Origin of the sequence: Microbacterium bovistercoris (assembly GCF_003387575.1) — a bacterium.
In the GTDB taxonomy this organism is placed as follows: domain Bacteria; phylum Actinomycetota; class Actinomycetes; order Actinomycetales; family Microbacteriaceae; genus Microbacterium; species Microbacterium bovistercoris.
In genome coordinates this window covers 71577-87023 of the sequence record NZ_QUAB01000045.1, presented here as the reverse complement: position 1 = coordinate 87023, position 15447 = coordinate 71577, and the positions used below count along the sequence as shown (strand labels likewise).

Sequence of the window (15447 nt, the reverse complement as noted above, 5' to 3'; positions counted from 1 at the left end):
TGTGCGGCCCGGCGGACGGCTCACGCCGCGAGGGTGAACGCCTTCGCCAGCAGCGGCCGTGTCACCCGCGTCGCCGCCCACACCGTGAGGATGCCGGCGGCCAGCACACTCGCGATCGTGACCAGCGACAGCGGTGCGATGATCAGCGTGATCCCCAGGAGAGGGAAGATCATGATGGCCGCGCACAGGGCCGAGCCGATGGCGGTGACCATCAGCGGAGACATGATCGCCCGCGTGCGCGCGGCATCCACCGTCCCCATCGGCACGCCGAGACGGTGCAGACTGGCGTGCAGCTCGTGCTGGTCGACGATCGCGGATGCCTGGTTCACGCCGACGGATGCGGCCACCATGAGGAACGATCCGATCAGCGTGATGAGCAGACCGGTGCGCATGTCCGTGACGAGGGCGAGATCCTGGGGTCGTGCGTCATCGGTGCCCATCACGTCCATCATGGCGACGCCGGTGCCGGCGAACACGGCCATGAAGCTCGCCATCGAGATGCCGCTGACCTGCCGCCACGCGGCCTTCGGAGCATCCAGCACCATTCGGGCGGACAGCATCCGCTCGGGCGTCTCGGCCTTCCGGAGCTGTCGCCGGGCGCGGACGCTCACGACCCAGGGCCCGATGAGGTTCAGGACGGCGAGCACGAGACCGAACACCGCTGCGAGTCCCGCGATGAGGTACACCGCGCCGGCGATCATCGGCAGGAGTTTCACGGCGATGAAGCCGGCGATCACGACGAGCACGACCACCACGGCGCGCACTGCGCCGACGCGCGGTGCGTCGGCGCGCATGCGCACGCCGAGCGGGGAGATGTTCACTCGGCGCAGCCCGATCACGGCGCTGACCACTGCCAGCAGGATCACACCGCCGAACACGGCGATGATCTGCCAGGCAGGCAGGATGACCGAGAGCACTCCGAGCGGCGAGCCGCGGAACGGGATCAGCCCGATCAGGGGAGTGAGCGCGAAGTACAGCAGGACTCCGGCGATCGCGCCGATCGCGGCGATCAGCGCCGACTCGACGATGGTCGCGAACGAGACTCCGGCCGGTGTGACGCCGAGCAGGCGGAGCGTGGACAGACGCTCGTCCCGCCGGCGCGCCGACAACCGTGCCGCCGCGCCGCCGAGATTCATCATGGGGACCACCAGCAGCACGAGGGCGATGGCGGCGAGCCCCTGATAGATGAATCCGTACTCGTCGTCCCACGTCCAGAACGACTGAGCCCCGCCGAGCACGGTGAGCACGAGTCCCGTGACGATCCCGAACGCGACGGCGGGGATGGCGATGACGCCGAGCGAGCCCGGCGCCGGACGCAGGAGCATCCGCAGCACCCCGGCGTTCATGCGGTCACCTCCGCCGGCACGATCATCCCGTCGCGCATGGACACCGTGCGGGAGCAGCGAGCGGCCACCCCCGGGTCGTGCGTGACGACGACCAGCGTGCGCCCCTGCCCGGTGGTGGACCACAGCAGCGCGTCCATCACCTCGGATGAGGTGCGGGAGTCGAGTGCACCGGTGGGCTCGTCCGCGAAGATCAGCTCGGCGCCGGTCACCTGGGAACGGGCGATGGCGACGCGCTGCGCCTGACCACCGGAGAGCTCGCCGATGCGGCGGTCCTCCATCCCCGCGAGACCGAGCGACTGCAGCCAGGCGGCGGCGTGCGGCAGGGCATCGGAGCGCTTCATCCCGTTGATCATCAGCGCGAGCGCGACGTTCTCGATGGCGGTGAGTTCGGGGATCAGCAGACCCTGCTGGAAGACGAACCCGAACCGCTCGCGGCGCAGCTTCGAGCGTGCCGATTCTCCGAGGGCGGTCACTTCGATCGCCTCGCCGGAGGAAGGGGCGAATCGCACGGCGCCGCTGTCCGGCGTGATGATCCCGGCCAGCACGTGCAACAGCGTGGTCTTGCCGGATCCGGACGCACCCATGATCGCGACGGACTCGCCGCGCTGGACGGCGAGGTCGACACCGGCGAGGGCGCGTGTGGGGCCGTAGGACTTCTGAAGGGCAGTGGCGTGAAGGATCGGTGCGGTCATGATTCCAGCATCCGCGGATCGCGTGCGCGAATCGTCGGCCCAGCGGATGATCCGCGAAGCGGCGGATCATCCGCTGGGATGATCGGACTTCAGACCAGCTTCTTCTGCCAGGCTCCGGCATAGGAGACCGGCACGAACCCGATCGCCTCATTGATGTCGAGCATCGGCCGGTTCTCCTCGGCGTTGAAGGTCGTGATCCTCGGCGACAGCGGTGCGACATCCCGCCAGTGCAGGATGTTCGCGCACTTCACCAGCATGCCCAGGCGATGACCTCGGTGCTCCTTGAGCACGAGGGTGTTGTACTGGTGCGTGGGTTCGGTCTGGTCGGCGCCGATGACGAGCTCGTTGAACGCCGCCACCTGGCCGGTCGGCTCGTGCACGACGGCCGCGACCGACAGCGTCTGCTCGCCGTCGATGATCTTCTGCTCCCGTCGCGCGACGCGGGCGGCATCCCAGATCTCCTCGTCGACCTCCATGCCACCGGCCGGTGCGTCGGTGGACATCCGGGACAGCGCCCAGGCGTACCCGTCGCGCATCTCGGGCGGCGTGGGGATCGTCCACAGCACGAGACGGTAGTCCGCCCCTGCGGCCACCTGTGACTCGTCGAGCGCACGCTGGACGCCGTCCATCGGACCGGTCAAGTCGAAGGCGCTGTTGCGCTCCACCTGCTCGAGGACGAAGCCGTTCGCCAGGAACAGGTCGGTCTGCGGTGACTTCTCGATCGATCCCCACCCCGTCGCCGGAGTGAGCGTCTCGCCGGAAGGGGTGCCATGGTGCAGCGTCCATGCCTGCATGACGCTGCGGCCCAGCGCCCTGACCTCCGCCTCGGCGCGTGCGAGCAGGGCATCCTCGATGCCGCGCCCCCGGTCGGCGCGCAGCACCATCAGGTCGAAGTCGGCGCTGGTGGGCTCGGCGAGGGCGTGGTTGAGGATGCACGCTCCGACGATCCGTGATCCTTCCCTGACGATGAAGACCCGATGCACGGTGTCGGCGTCGTCGCGCAGGTCGGCGAGCAGTTCGACGGCGGTGTAGTCGAGATCCGTCGTCCCCGCGTCCTCACGGCAGATCGCATTGTTCAGTTCGGTCAGCGCGATGAGGTCCGCCGCGTCGGCTCCTTCTGCGGATGCCGGCAGGGCGAGCAGTTCGATGGTGAGCGTGGTGCTCATGAGAGTTCCTTCTTCCAGGCGCCCTCGTAAGTGAAGGCGGTGAACCCGAGAGCCTCGTTGATCGAGAGCATCGGGCGGTTCTGTTCGGAGTTGTAGGTGATGACACGCGGCGAATCCGGGTGGCGCTCGTGCCAGGCCAGCAGTCCCGCCGTCTTGACGAGCATCCCGAGGCGGTGTCCTCGGTGGTCTGCGAGGACGAGCGTGTCCCACTGGTGCGTCGCGCCGCTCTCAGCGGGGCCGATGGCGAGCTCGTTGAACGCGCACAGCTCGCCGGTGCCGACGTGCTGTGCCGCCGTGACCAGCTGGGTGAAGCCCTTGGCTGCCACGCGCTCGTCCTGCTGTGCGACTCGCGCGGCATCCCAGGCCTCCTCAGGCAACCCGAGGTCGCCTTCGGGAACATCTGTGGACATGCGCGACTTCATCCACGCGTAGCCGTCGACGTACTCGGCCGGCGTCGGCAGCATCCACTGCACGATCCGGTAGGCGGATGCGTGATCTGCGGCTTCGGCACGCCGGGACTCGAGATCCGTGACGGCACCATCGGTCCAGACGAACTCGCTCGCGCGTTCGACGGTCTCGAGCGTGTACCCGTTGCGGATCAGAAACCGGGCCGCGCGGTCTGCGGGTACCGACCCGAAACCGGTCGGCGAAGCGATGGGCGAGGCGCCGGCACCGTCATCACGGTGCTCTGCGAAGTGCACCAGCTTGCGCACGCCGCGCTCGCGGGCGATGGACTCGAGAAGGTCATACGCCGCGCGACCGATGCCCCGGCCTTGGACGTCCCTCAGCAGCGCGACGGTCACGAACGCAGTGCGTCCTCCGTCGTCCTGCAGGATGTCGAGCGGGCAGCATCCGACGATCCGCCCCTCCAGCTCGACGTACCACTGGTGGCGGACGCGGTCCGGGGTGCTGTACAGCACAGGCAGCAGCGACTCCGCGCTCAGCGCGTCGTCATCGCGACCCGTGCTCTCGAGGATGCTGCGGTTCCGCACCTCCGCGTACTCGCGGATCAGCGGGCTGGGCCCCGCGTCCGCCCGTTCGGGAAGAACGAGCGGACGCAGGGTCGCCCCGGCGGGGAGCGCGTGCACAGGAGGTGTGGCGGTCATGATGTTCTCGTTTCAGCGCAGCCGGAGCTGCAGATCGAAGATGGGCGCCTGGGCGGCCTCGATGGTGGGACGGTTGCGCTCGCGCGTGAGGCGCTCGCGCTGTTCCTGCTCGGTGACCCGTTCTTCATTGCGCAGGGTCCGCTCCACCAGCCAGAGGCCGATGGCCAGCCTCAGTCGTTCGGCGGGAGTCAGGTACTGACGCTGGTCGGCGTCGGGGAGGGTGAGGATCTGACGATCCTCGATATCCGGCGGGTGCCCCTGAAAGTCCAGGGTGCCGGGGGTGAGCAAAGAGGTGTTCACGGTGATTCCTTCAGGGTTGTTGAGTGATGCCGCGCCGGACGACGCAGCATCGATCGAGGAGACGATCTGGTGGATGTCGCGCCACGGCGGCGGACGGATCCACGGGAGACGGCAGTGAGCGGGCCGGAGGGCCCAGCGGATGCCGGAGGTGCGCTGCCGATGGTCGGCGAGATGCGCGGGAGGCGTCAGACCTGCGGTGTCAGTGCGACGACAGGGACGCGGCGATCGAAGACCGGCACAGAGGTGCCGGGAGGATCGAGGAGGGCGGGTGGCCTGCTAGCTCAGCCCGGAGACTCCGACGGGAGAAACCGAGTGCGCGAAGAACGCGAACGAGCGCGCGGCTGGGCCGCTGAGGCGGGCGTCAGTCTTGGTGATCATCATCGGTCTCTCCTTTCCTTCAAGCGATCGGTGAGTCACGCTAGCGGGAAGTTCCCAGCCGAGTCAAGCATTCGGGCGTGTCACCGGCGTGTCGCGTTCCGCGGATCGGATGCCGGTCGGCGCGGAATCCCCTGGAGAGCCGCAGGATTCCGGTAGCGTAGCGGCGTGATTCCCCTGACCCCGAAGGCCCCGGCATGCATCTGAAGAGCCTCACGCTCAAGGGCTTCAAGTCGTTCGCGCAGCCGACGACCTTCGTCTTCGAGCCGGGCGTCACCTGCATCGTCGGCCCGAACGGATCGGGCAAGTCCAACGTCGTCGACGCGCTGGCGTGGGTGATGGGGGAGCAGGGGGCGAAGACGCTGCGCGGCGGCAAGATGGAAGACGTCATCTTCGCCGGCACCTCGACGCGCGGGCCGCTCGGCCGTGCAGAGGTGCAGCTCACGATCGACAACTCCGACGGCGCCCTGCCGATCGAGTACGCCGAGGTCACGATCAGCCGCACGCTGTTCCGCAACGGCTCCAGCGAGTACGCGATCAACGGCACCGGATGCCGCCTGCTGGATGTGCAGGAACTGCTCAGCGACTCCGGGCTGGGCCGCGAGATGCACGTCATCGTCGGGCAGGGCCGCCTGGACACCGTGCTGCAGGCCTCGCCCGAGGACCGCCGCGGCTTCATCGAGGAGGCCGCCGGCATCCTGAAGCACCGGCGCCGCAAGGAGAAGACCCTCCGCAAGCTGGACGCGATGGAGACCAACCTGACGCGTCTCAGCGACCTGGCGGGGGAGATCCGCAGGCAGCTGAAGCCGCTCGGGAGGCAGGCGGAGATCGCGCGCGAGGCGCAGACGATCGCCGCGGTGGTGCGCGACGCGAAGGCCCGGCTGTTCGCGGACGACGTCGTCGCCCTGCGGACCACCCTCGCCGACCACACCCGCACGGAGCACGAGCGGCACACCGAGCGCCTGGTGCTCTCGGAGCAGGTCGACGCCGTGCACACCGGCATCATCCGCCTGGAGGCCGAGCAGAACTCCGCCGCCGTCGATGAGGCGCGCCGCGTGGCGTTCGGGCTGGAGCAGGTGCAGGAGCGCATGCGCGGGCTGTTCACCCTGGCGAACCAGCGTCTGGCGCTGCTCGGCAGTGAGGACGACGACGCGGTGACGGCGATCACGGTCACGCAGAACACGATCGACGAAGCCAAGGACGAGATCACGCGGATCTCCGAGGGACTCGGAGATGCGCAGGACGCCGCAGCCTCGGCGAGTCGGGAGGTCGTGCACGCCCGCGCCGAACTGGACACGCTGGACGTCGACATCGCGGAGCAGAGCGCGCTGGTCTCGGCCTACGACATGCGGCTGAACACGCTGCGCGGAAACGCGGATGCCGCGGCATCCGCCCTCGCCGCCGTGCGCGGCGCGGTGCTGCGGCAGGAGAATGCGCTGGAGGCGGCGCAGGCGCGTCGTCGTGAGGCGGCGGAGGCGCTCGAGTCGTTCGAGGAGAGCGAAGCACCGGAAGGATCCGCTGCGGAGCACGCGGCGGCGTACGAGACCGCACAGCAGGTGGCGACGGCCGCGGAGGCGGAGCGCGACGGACTGCGCGAGCGACTGCACGAGGCTGAACGCGAGGCCGATGCGCTGACGGCGAAAGCCGCGGCACTGACGAGCGCGCTGTCGTTCTCGGGCGGTGCCGCCGATCTCGTCGCAGAGGGAGCACCCGGCGTGCGGGGCCTGGTCGGTGATTCCGTGCAGGTCAAGGCCGGATTCGAGGCGGCCATCGCCGCGGTGCTCGGGCCCCTCGCCGAGGGTGTGCTGGTGGATGCTGCGGACGACGCGTTCGCCCTCGTGCCGCACGCGCAGGGGCGCGGCGCCATCGACATCGTGATCGGGTCTGCGGAGGTCTCGGGCGGCGCCCCGGAGGTGGAGGGCACGATCACCGCTTCCCAGGTCGCGACCGCTCCCGCCGGCGTCCTGGGGATCCTCGCCCACGTGCTCGTCGCCGACGATCTCGACGCCGCGCGGACCGCGCGTGCCGCCCTCGACGCGCTGGGCGACACCACGACGACCATCGTGACGCGCGACGGCGAGGTTCTGACCGCGCACACGATCCGGGCTGGATCGGGGGAGCGCTCCCGGCTCGAGCTCGCGGCCGAGCGGGATGCTGCGGCTGAGCGCCTCGAGCAGGTCCGCGGGATCGTCGACGAGCTGCGCGCCGAGCGCGCCGAGGCCACCGAGCAGGTCGAGACGACCAGGCGCGAGGCGAAGGAGGCCCTGCAGCGCCTTCGGGAGCACGACGCCGCGCTTGCGACGCATGCCGAACAGCTGAACCGCGTGACCGTGCGGCACGAGGCCGCTGTCGCGGAGTGCGACCGGCTCGAGTCCGGCTTCGGCCAGGCGCAGTCCGCCGTCGCGGATGCCGAGGCGGCGATGGCGAAGGCCAGGGCGGAGCTCGAGGAGGCCGAGGCGGAGCCGCGGCCGGTGCTCGACGCATCGGCGCGCGACGGATTGCTCGAGGCGCTGGAGACGGCCCGTGAGGGCGAGGTCAGGGCCCGGCTGGAGATCGAGACGCTGCGTGAGCGCGTGCGTGCGGCGCAGACCCGGGTGGCGACCCTGGAGCGACAGCGCGAAGCCGAGCGGGCCGCGGCGGAGGAAGCTGCGCGCCGCGCCGTCATCCGGCGTGCACAGCGCGAGGCCGCGAGCGGCGTCGCGGATGAGCTGCCGCGGGTGCTCGACTCGATCGACCGTTCCGTCACCGAGGCGCGGGTCGCGCTGGCAGAGGCCGAAGCGGAGCGCTCCGCGCAGAACGAGGAGCTCACGGCACTCCGCGCGCAGGAGACCTCGCTGCGCGAGCGTCTCGCAGGCCTCACGGAGAGCGTGCACGGCCTCGAGCTGCAGATCCATGAGAAGAAGCTGCACCTGGCCGGACTGCTCGAGCGGGTGTCGTCCGAACTCGCGCTCGACGAAGATATTCTCGTTGCGGAATATGGGCCCGACCAGCCGGTTCCCCGGGATCCGGGTGCGGAGGAGCAGGACGAGGACGCCGCGATCCCGTTCGACCGGCGCATCCAGGAGCGCCGGCTGAAGGACGCCGAGCGCAAGCTCGCGCAGCTCGGCCGGGTCAATCCGCTGGCGCTCGAGGAGTTCGCGGCGCTCGAGCAGCGGCACGCGTTCCTGACCGAACAGCTGTCTGACCTGACGAAGACTCGTCAGGACCTGCTGACGATCATCGCGGAGCTCGATGAGCGCATGCAGACGATCTTCGCGGCGGCCTTCGAAGACACCAGGCAGGCGTTCACCGAGGTGTTCCCGGTGCTCTTCCCCGGCGGCGCGGGCAGCATCTCTCTGACCAAGCCCGACGACATGCTCACCACCGGCATCGAAGTCGCCGTGCGGCCCGTCGGCAAGAAGATCGAGCGGCTTTCCCTGCTCTCCGGCGGCGAGCGTTCGCTGGCCGCCGTGGCGCTGCTCGTCGCAATCTTCAAGGCGCGCCCCAGCCCGTTCTACATCCTCGATGAGGTGGAGGCCGCACTCGACGACGCGAATCTCGGCCGGCTGCTCGCCGTCTTCGAGCAGCTGCGGGAGAACTCGCAGCTGCTCGTGATCACGCACCAGAAGCGCACCATGGAGATCGCCGACGCCCTGTACGGAGTCTCGATGCGCCAGGACGGCGTCTCGGCTGTGGTCGGTCAGCGCGTCGGCGACCGTGCCGCGGCATCCGCCTGAGCCGTCGGCGAACACGCCGGGTCCGGGTCGTCGTGCCCCGTAGGCTGGTGACATGGCGGAGAAGTCCTGGTCCCTCGGTCGCGCGCTGCGCGGCATGTTCGTCAAGCCCACGATCGATGAGACGACGTGGGACGACCTCGAGACCGCGCTGATCGGCGCCGACTTCGGCCCCGACATCACCGAGCGCATCATCGACGAGCTGCGTGAGAAGGTCGAGCGGTATCGCACGACCGACCCGAAGGACCTGCAGCGGATGCTGCGCGAGACGCTCGAGGAGCACTTCGCGAAGTTCGACACCACGCTCAAGCTCTCGGAGCGCCCGGCCGTCGTGCTGGTCGTCGGAGTGAACGGCGTCGGGAAGACGACGACCATCGGCAAGTTCACCAAGTTCCTGCGCGGCTATCAGCGCAGCGTGGTGGTCGGTGCCGCGGACACCTTCCGCGCCGCAGCGGTGGATCAGCTCGCGACCTGGGCGCAGCGCGCGGGAGCGGCGATCGTGCGGCCGGAGCAGCAGGGACAGGATCCCGCGTCCGTCGCATTCCAGACCGTGGACTACGCGAAGCGGAACGGCATCGAGATCGCGATCATCGACACCGCCGGACGCCTGCACACCAAGGGCGGGCTGATGGACGAGCTGGGCAAGATCAAGCGCGTCGTCGAGAAGCAGGCGCCCATCAGCGAGGTGCTGCTGGTGCTGGACGCGACCACCGGCCAGAACGGCGTGATGCAGGCCGAGTCGTTCCTGCAGCACGCCGGCGTCACCGGCCTCGTCATCACCAAGCTGGACGGCTCCGCGAAGGGCGGCTTCGTCCTCGCCGTGCAGGAGCGCACCGGCATCCCGGTGAAGCTCCTGGGCCAGGGCGAGGGCATCGACGACCTCACCGGCTTCACGCCGCACGTGTTCGTGCAGTCGCTGGTCGGCGCCTGATCCGAACTCGTCGGTAACGCTGGCGCGTCGGGCTGGCGCAACACGCACAAGGCTGGTTGCATAGCGATATGGCGATCGAACACGACTACTTCGGACTGCTCTCCTCGGGGCCGGACGGGTCGATCTTCTGGTCGGAGCGCGTCGACCTCGGTGACCAGTCGGTCACCGTCGACCTGACCGCACCGGACCAGGACGATGTGTCGATCGACGCGCTCGACATCGCCGCGGGGCTCATCAGCGGCCTGGAGGACGTAGACGCCACGGCTCGCCGCTCGATGCTCTCCGAGCTCGACGACCGCACCAGCGAGGTGACCGAGTACATCCTGCAGCAGCAGGAGGAGTTCGGGGATCAGCTCGCAGAGGTGCTCGTCGACGTCTCGGGCGACGATGCGGTGGATATCATCCGCTCGCTGACTCTGGTCAGCATGACGCTGCTCGTGGACGAGCACGGCGGCACCGACCCGTTCGCCGTGCTGGAGTACACGCTCGATGCCGGCGGCTCGGACGACGTGCTGCTGGTGAACCTGGCCTCCGACGGTTCGGTGCTGTCGGTGATGAGCGGCGACTGAGCCCCTTCGTCTCGTCGCTGCGCTCCTCGCTCAGGACCCGGAGGGCGAACTTCCCGGACCCTGAGCGAGCGAAGCGAGCGCCGTGCTGAGCGAGCGAAGCGAGACGAAGTGACGAAGGGCGTGAGCGTCAGACCGCCTGAGCGAAGCCGAGGTCGGCGCTCTCGGCGATGTGCGCGAGGTGCGACGGGATGGGGCGGCCCTTCGAGATCATCGACTGCGCCCACAGTCGTCCGGCGCGGTACGACGAGCGCACCAGAGGCCCGGCGAGCACGCCGAGGAAGCCGATGCGCTCCGCCTCCTCCTTGAACCCGACGAACTCGTCGGGCTTCACCCAGCGCGCGACCGGCAGGTGACGGGGGGAGGGGCGCAGGTACTGCGTGATCGTGATGATGTCGCATCCGGCGTCGTGCAGGTCCTGCAGCGCCTGGATGACCTCCTCCGGCTCCTCGCCCATGCCGAGGATGAGGTTCGACTTCGTGATCAGTCCGGCCTCGTGCCCCTGCGTGATGACGTTCAGCGAGCGCTCGTACTTGAACGCCGGCCGGATGCGCTTGAAGATGCGCGGTACGGTCTCGACGTTGTGGGCGAACACCTCGGGACGCGCATCGAAGATCTGGCCGAGGAAGGCCGGGTCGGCGTTGTGCTCATTCGCGAGCAGCTCGACGCCGGTGTTCGGGTTCATGGCGTGGATCTGCCGCACGGTCTCGGCGTTCAGCCAGGCGCCGGTGTCAGGCAGGTCGTCGCGGGCGACGCTCGTGACGGTGGCGTAGCGCAGGCCCATGCGCTGCACGCTCTCGGCGACGCGGCGGGGCTCGTCGGTGTCGTAGGCGTCGGGCTTGCCGGTGTCGATCTGGCAGAAGTCGCAGCGGCGGGTGCACTGCGAGCCGCCGATCAGGAAGGTGGCCTCGCGGTCCTCCCAGCACTCGAAGATGTTCGGGCAGCCGGCCTCCTGGCACACGGTGTGCAGGTCCTCGGTCTTCACCAGCGACTGCAGCGCCTGGTACTCCGGACCCATCTTCGCCTTCGTGCGGATCCACTCCGGCTTGCGCTCGATCGGCGTCTCGGCGTTGCGGACCTCGAGGCGGAGCAGCTTGCGTCCCTCGGGGGCGGCGCTCATGCGGCCACCTCCTCGGCGGGCGAGGTCGCATACTCGGCGGCGAAGGCGTCCGACACGGCCTGCACGAGATCGACGGGAGAGACGTCCCGGCCGGTGATCTCGCTGACGGTCGTGACCCCGGCGTCGGTGATGCCGCACGGGATGATCCCGCGGAAACCGGCGAGCGTGTTGTCGCAGTTGATCGCGAAGCCGTGCATGGTCACGCCCTGCTGCACGCGCACGCCGATCGCCGCCACCTTGTCCTCGCTGAGCGGGCGGCGCACCCACACGCCGCTGCGGCCGTCGACCTGGTAGCCGGCCACGCCGAGCGGGCGCAGCACGTCGATGAGCAGGCGCTCGAGGCGACGCACATGCGCGACGACGTCCATCGGCTCGGGCAGGCGCACGATCGGGTATCCGACCAGCTGACCCGGTCCGTGCCAGGTGATCTTGCCGCCGCGGTCGACGTCGACCACCGGGGTGCCGTCCTGCGGCCGCTCCTGGGGTTCGGTGCGCTTGCCGGCGGTGTAGACCGCCTCGTGCTCGAGCAGCAGCAGCGTGTCGGGCCGGTCGCCGGCGACGACGTCGCGGTGCACGCTGCGCTGCAGCTCCCATCCGTCGAGGTAGGGGACGAACTCGGGGTCGAGCCCGGCGATCTGGATGTCGAGCATGTGTGCGCTCCATCGGGTCACGGTTATTGGATCGCGTCCAAGAATACCCCTGTTCGGGTTTCGCGGCGCACCGATACGCTGTGGCACATGGAATCGGTGTCGCGAGCTGGCCGCCCACGGGCATCGTCGAGGGAGACCCTCGCGGAGGCCGCGTGCGAGCTCTTCCTCGAGCAGGGCTATGACGCGACGTCGGTCGCCGACATCACCCGGCGTGCCGGCGTGAGCCGCTCCAGCTTCTTCAACTACTTCTCGTCGAAGAGCGACGTGCTCTGGTCGGGCCTGGACGCGCGGATCGATGACGCGCTCGTCGCGCTGGCCGCGCTGGGCACGGATGCCACGGGGCCCGGTGTCCGTGCCGCGCTGACGCACGTGATCAAGGACTTCGAGCCCGACCCGCTCGCCCTCGCCATCCGCAACGAAGCGGCGATGGGGCTGGAGGCCGAACTGCAGCGTGACCGCGGGGTGCGGCACGGGCGACTCGCCTCCGCCGTGGCGTCGGCGGCGCGAGCGTCCGGCGTCGACGCGATCCCCGCCGACATCCTCGGTGCTGCGTGTGCCGCCGCAGTCCTGTCGTCGATCCGGGTCTGGGCCGAGAAGGGTGCCGGGCAGGCGTCGCTCGAGGCGCAGTTCGACGCCGCGCTGCGGTGCATCCACGATCTTCCCTGGGGCTGAGGACGTTTCGGCGTCGACCGGACAGGTCATGAGTAGAACCTGACGAAGGAGCGACTCATGTCCGAATCTCTCGACGACCTGCTCGATCGGTCGGCACCCGCAGTCAGCGATCGCGGCCCCGGCCGCGACGCGGCGTTGGCGCAGATGGTGCGGGATGCTCGGGACACGGAGCGTCCCCGCCGCGGCCGACGCCGGGTCGCCCTGCTCTCGGGCCTCGCGACCGTCCTGCTGGTCGGGACGGCCGGCATCGCCACAGCGGCCTCCGACTGGCTGTGGATCAGGGGGCTGGAGAATCCCGACCGCAGTTACACCTACGTCTCGCCGACCTGGGGGGAGTGCGAGATCCGTGTCAGCCACTTCGACATGACCAACCCAGTGGTCGAGGCCGAAGTGAACCGCATCGTCGACGAATGGTTCGCCGACACCGATGTCGAGGCGGCCGCCGCGCCCCATGTCGCGAAGTACCTGACGCAGCTGGAATCGGATCAGAAGTCAGCGAGCGACCCCATCACGGATCCGCGGCTTCCTGATCTCAACGCGTGGACCGCGCACGAGCAGGCGCTCGGAGAGGCCATCCATGACGAGCTCGAATCGCATGGTTTCGGGGGAGACGATGCTCGCTTCACCTGGTCGTCGAACTTCAGCCAGGTGCACTGCGAGAACGAGGACTGGGGAGCCGACGACTGATGGCTGCCGACCCGCACCCGGAGCCTCTGACCACGGCGCTGGAGTCATCCGCATCCGACCTGCTCGCCTACCTCGAGCGACGCGTCGGACCCGATGACGCCCCCGATCTGCTCGGCGAGACGATGGTCGTCGCCTGGCGGCGCGTCAAGGAGCTGCCCGCCGAACCAGAAGCAGCGCGGATGTGGCTGTTCGGCATCGCACGCGGCACTCTGCTGAATCATGCCCGCGGCCAGCGGCGGCGCTGGGCGCTGGCCGACCGCCTCCGCCTGCAGGTTCGCGAGAGCGCGACGGCGCCGCCCGCGGATGCCGGAACCGAGGTGCGCGACGCGATCGACCGCCTGGAGCCGGATCTGGCCGAACTGGTGCGCCTGATCCACTGGGAGCGTCTCAGCCTCGTCGACGCGGCGCAGCTTCTCGGCATCCCGGCATCCACCGCGCGCGGTCGTCACCAGCGTGCGAAGGAGCAATTGCGGGCCGCGCTGAGCATGGAGGTTCCGCTCCCGTAAACTTGACGGCATCATGGCTACCTTTGGCACGCTCTCCGATCGGCTGACCGAGACCTTCCGCAACCTGCGCACGAAGGGCAAGCTCAGCCCGGCCGACGTCGACGGCACCGTCCGCGAGATCCGTCGCGCCCTGCTCGACGCCGACGTCGCGCTCCCCGTCGTCAAGGACTTCACCGCCAAGGTGCGCGAGCGCGCCCTCGGCGATGAGGTGAACAGGGCGCTGAATCCGGCCCAGCAGGTGGTGCAGATCGTCAACGAGGAGCTCGTCGGAATCCTCGGCGGCGAGCAGCGTCGCCTGGAGTTCGCGAAGACCCCGCCGACGGTGATCATGCTCGCGGGCCTGCAGGGTTCGGGTAAGACGACCTTCGCGGGCAAGCTCGCCAAGCAGCTCGAGGGCGAGGGGCACACCCCGCTGCTCGTGGCCTGTGACCTGCAGCGCCCGAACGCGGTCACCCAGCTGACCGTCGTGGCCGAGCAGGCCGGTGCAGCGATCTACGCGCCCGAGCCGGGCAACGGCGTCGGCGACCCGGTCAAGGTCGCCAAGGACGGCGTGGAGCATGCCCGTCGCACCCAGCACGACGTGGTCATCATCGACACCGCCGGCCGCCTCGGCGTCGACGCCGAGCTGATGAAGCAGGCCGGTGACATCCGCAAGGCGACGAACCCCGACGAGGTGCTGTTCGTCATCGACGCGATGATCGGTCAGGACGCCGTCAACACCGCCAAGGCGTTCCAGGACGGTGTCGACTTCACCGGTGTCGTGCTCTCCAAGCTCGACGGCGACGCCCGTGGCGGTGCGGCACTGTCGGTCGCCTCGATCACGGGTCGCCCGATCATCTTCGCGTCGACCGGCGAGAACCTCGACGACCTCGAGCCCTTCCACCCCGATCGCATGGCCAGCCGCATCCTCGACCTCGGTGACATCCTCACCCTGATCGAGCAGGCGCAGTCGGCGTTCGACGAGGCCGAGGCGATGAAGGTCGCCGAGAAGCTCGCGAACGAAGCCTTCACGCTGGAGGACTTCCTCGAGCAGATGCAGCAGATGCGCAAGATGGGCTCGATGAAGAAGATGCTCGGCATGCTGCCGGGCATGGGCCAGATGAAGCAGCAGCTCGAGGACTTCGACGAGCGCGAGATCGACCGCACCGAGGCGATCATCCGCTCGATGACACCGGCCGAGCGCCGCAACACCAAGCTCCTGAACGGCTCGCGCCGCCTGCGCATCGCGCGTGGCTCCGGCATGACCGTGACCGACGTCAACCAGCTCGTACAGCGCTTCGAGCAGGCCGCGAAGATGATGAAGACCGTTGCCCGCGGCGGCACCCCGCAGATCCCTGGCATGGGCCCGATGGGCAAGCCGGGTGCCTCCGCCAAGCGCGGCAAGAAGGGCGCGAAGGGCAAGAGCGGTTCGCGTTCGGGCAACCCCGCGAAGCGCGCTGCCGAGAATGCGGGCATCGCGGCCGGTCCCGCGGAGCCGACCGGTTCAGGCTTCGGTCTCGGCGGTCAGAAGGCGCCCAGCGAGGCCGACATGGCCGAGATCCAGAAGCTCTTCGGCGGTCGCTGATCCTTCGTCTCGTCGCTGCGCTCCTCGCTCAGGAGTTGGTTCCTGAGCGAGCG

Annotated in this window: 14 protein-coding genes; 7 read left to right on the top strand and 7 right to left on the bottom strand. The window is 69.3% G+C overall.

Annotation, left to right across the window (positions count from 1 at the left end):
• Positions 1-20: 20 nt before the first annotated feature.
• From DY023_RS12860 to DY023_RS12840, 5 genes are all read right to left on the bottom strand, one after another.
• Entirely contained in the window at positions 21-1346 is a 1326-nt protein-coding gene (locus DY023_RS12860) for an FtsX-like permease family protein (protein WP_116242737.1), read from the bottom strand.
• Positions 1343-2038 (bottom strand): ABC transporter ATP-binding protein, encoded by a 696-nt coding sequence (locus DY023_RS12855; protein WP_116242736.1) that lies wholly within the window; start codon positions 2036-2038, stop codon positions 1343-1345. The genes DY023_RS12860 and DY023_RS12855 overlap by 4 nt, the downstream gene beginning before the upstream one ends.
• A gap of 89 nt (positions 2039-2127) precedes the next feature.
• Complete coding sequence (locus tag DY023_RS12850; RefSeq protein ID WP_116242735.1) at positions 2128-3204, bottom strand: GNAT family N-acetyltransferase; 1077 nt, start codon at positions 3202-3204, stop codon at positions 2128-2130.
• The gene (locus DY023_RS12845) at positions 3201-4310 is read right to left on the bottom strand and encodes a GNAT family N-acetyltransferase (protein ID WP_116242734.1); all 1110 of its coding nucleotides are present in this window, start codon (positions 4308-4310) and stop codon (positions 3201-3203) included. The genes DY023_RS12850 and DY023_RS12845 overlap by 4 nt, the downstream gene beginning before the upstream one ends.
• Positions 4311-4322: 12 nt before the next feature.
• On the bottom strand, positions 4323-4610 hold the full coding sequence (locus tag DY023_RS12840; RefSeq protein WP_116242733.1) for a hypothetical protein: 288 nt from the start codon (positions 4608-4610) through the stop codon (positions 4323-4325).
• Positions 4611-5182: 572 nt separating this feature from the next.
• Between DY023_RS12840 and smc the strand changes: the two genes are divergently transcribed.
• From smc to DY023_RS12825, 3 genes are all read left to right on the top strand, one after another.
• Positions 5183-8701: a chromosome segregation protein SMC gene (smc, locus tag DY023_RS12835; protein WP_116242732.1), complete on the top strand. Its 3519-nt coding sequence runs from the start codon at positions 5183-5185 to the stop codon at positions 8699-8701.
• Between the two features lie 52 nt (positions 8702-8753).
• Entirely contained in the window at positions 8754-9629 is an 876-nt protein-coding gene (gene ftsY / locus DY023_RS12830) for a signal recognition particle-docking protein FtsY (RefSeq protein WP_116242731.1), read from the top strand.
• Between the two features lie 68 nt (positions 9630-9697).
• Positions 9698-10198 (top strand): DUF2004 domain-containing protein, encoded by a 501-nt coding sequence (locus DY023_RS12825; RefSeq protein WP_116242730.1) that lies wholly within the window; start codon positions 9698-9700, stop codon positions 10196-10198.
• Positions 10199-10325: 127 nt separating this feature from the next.
• Here the strand turns inward: DY023_RS12825 and lipA are convergent, their stop codons facing one another.
• Positions 10326-11315 carry a lipoyl synthase gene (lipA, locus tag DY023_RS12820; protein WP_116242729.1) on the bottom strand — a complete coding sequence of 330 codons (990 nt, stop codon included), beginning with the start codon at positions 11313-11315 and terminating at the stop codon, positions 10326-10328.
• Positions 11312-11992, bottom strand: a complete 681-nt coding sequence (gene lipB / locus DY023_RS12815; RefSeq protein ID WP_425453465.1) for a lipoyl(octanoyl) transferase LipB — start codon at positions 11990-11992, stop codon at positions 11312-11314. The genes lipA and lipB overlap by 4 nt, the downstream gene beginning before the upstream one ends.
• Before the next feature lie 60 nt (positions 11993-12052).
• Here lipB and DY023_RS12810 point away from each other — a divergent pair, with 60 nt between their 5' ends.
• The 4 genes from DY023_RS12810 to ffh are packed head-to-tail and all read left to right on the top strand — an operon-like array spanning position 12053 to position 15394.
• Positions 12053-12637: a TetR/AcrR family transcriptional regulator gene (locus DY023_RS12810; RefSeq protein WP_116242727.1), complete on the top strand. Its 585-nt coding sequence runs from the start codon at positions 12053-12055 to the stop codon at positions 12635-12637.
• Between the two features lie 57 nt (positions 12638-12694).
• Positions 12695-13324 carry a hypothetical protein gene (locus DY023_RS12805; RefSeq protein WP_116242726.1) on the top strand — a complete coding sequence of 210 codons (630 nt, stop codon included), beginning with the start codon at positions 12695-12697 and terminating at the stop codon, positions 13322-13324.
• Positions 13324-13830 (top strand): RNA polymerase sigma factor, encoded by a 507-nt coding sequence (locus DY023_RS12800; RefSeq protein ID WP_116242725.1) that lies wholly within the window; start codon positions 13324-13326, stop codon positions 13828-13830. The genes DY023_RS12805 and DY023_RS12800 overlap by 1 nt, the downstream gene beginning before the upstream one ends.
• 13 nt (positions 13831-13843) lie before the next feature.
• Complete coding sequence (ffh, locus tag DY023_RS12795; RefSeq protein WP_116242724.1) at positions 13844-15394, top strand: signal recognition particle protein; 1551 nt, start codon at positions 13844-13846, stop codon at positions 15392-15394.
• Positions 15395-15447 lie beyond the last annotated feature (53 nt).

Excerpts from the sequence above, each read along its gene's own strand:
- DY023_RS12860 (WP_116242737.1), bottom strand. The coding sequence starts at position 1,346 with ATGAACGCCGGGGTGCTGCGGATGCTCCTGCGTCCGGCGCCGGGCTCG.
- DY023_RS12855 (WP_116242736.1), bottom strand. The coding sequence starts at position 2,038 with ATGACCGCACCGATCCTTCACGCCACTGCCCTTCAGAAGTCCTACGGC.
- DY023_RS12850 (WP_116242735.1), bottom strand. The coding sequence starts at position 3,204 with ATGAGCACCACGCTCACCATCGAACTGCTCGCCCTGCCGGCATCCGCA.
- DY023_RS12845 (WP_116242734.1), bottom strand. The coding sequence starts at position 4,310 with ATGACCGCCACACCTCCTGTGCACGCGCTCCCCGCCGGGGCGACCCTG.
- smc (WP_116242732.1), top strand. The coding sequence starts at position 5,183 with ATGCATCTGAAGAGCCTCACGCTCAAGGGCTTCAAGTCGTTCGCGCAG.
- ftsY (WP_116242731.1), top strand. The coding sequence starts at position 8,754 with ATGGCGGAGAAGTCCTGGTCCCTCGGTCGCGCGCTGCGCGGCATGTTC.
- DY023_RS12825 (WP_116242730.1), top strand. The coding sequence starts at position 9,698 with ATGGCGATCGAACACGACTACTTCGGACTGCTCTCCTCGGGGCCGGAC.
- lipA (WP_116242729.1), bottom strand. The coding sequence starts at position 11,315 with ATGAGCGCCGCCCCCGAGGGACGCAAGCTGCTCCGCCTCGAGGTCCGC.
- DY023_RS12810 (WP_116242727.1), top strand. The coding sequence starts at position 12,053 with ATGGAATCGGTGTCGCGAGCTGGCCGCCCACGGGCATCGTCGAGGGAG.
- DY023_RS12805 (WP_116242726.1), top strand. The coding sequence starts at position 12,695 with ATGTCCGAATCTCTCGACGACCTGCTCGATCGGTCGGCACCCGCAGTC.
- DY023_RS12800 (WP_116242725.1), top strand. The coding sequence starts at position 13,324 with ATGGCTGCCGACCCGCACCCGGAGCCTCTGACCACGGCGCTGGAGTCA.
- ffh (WP_116242724.1), top strand. The coding sequence starts at position 13,844 with ATGGCTACCTTTGGCACGCTCTCCGATCGGCTGACCGAGACCTTCCGC.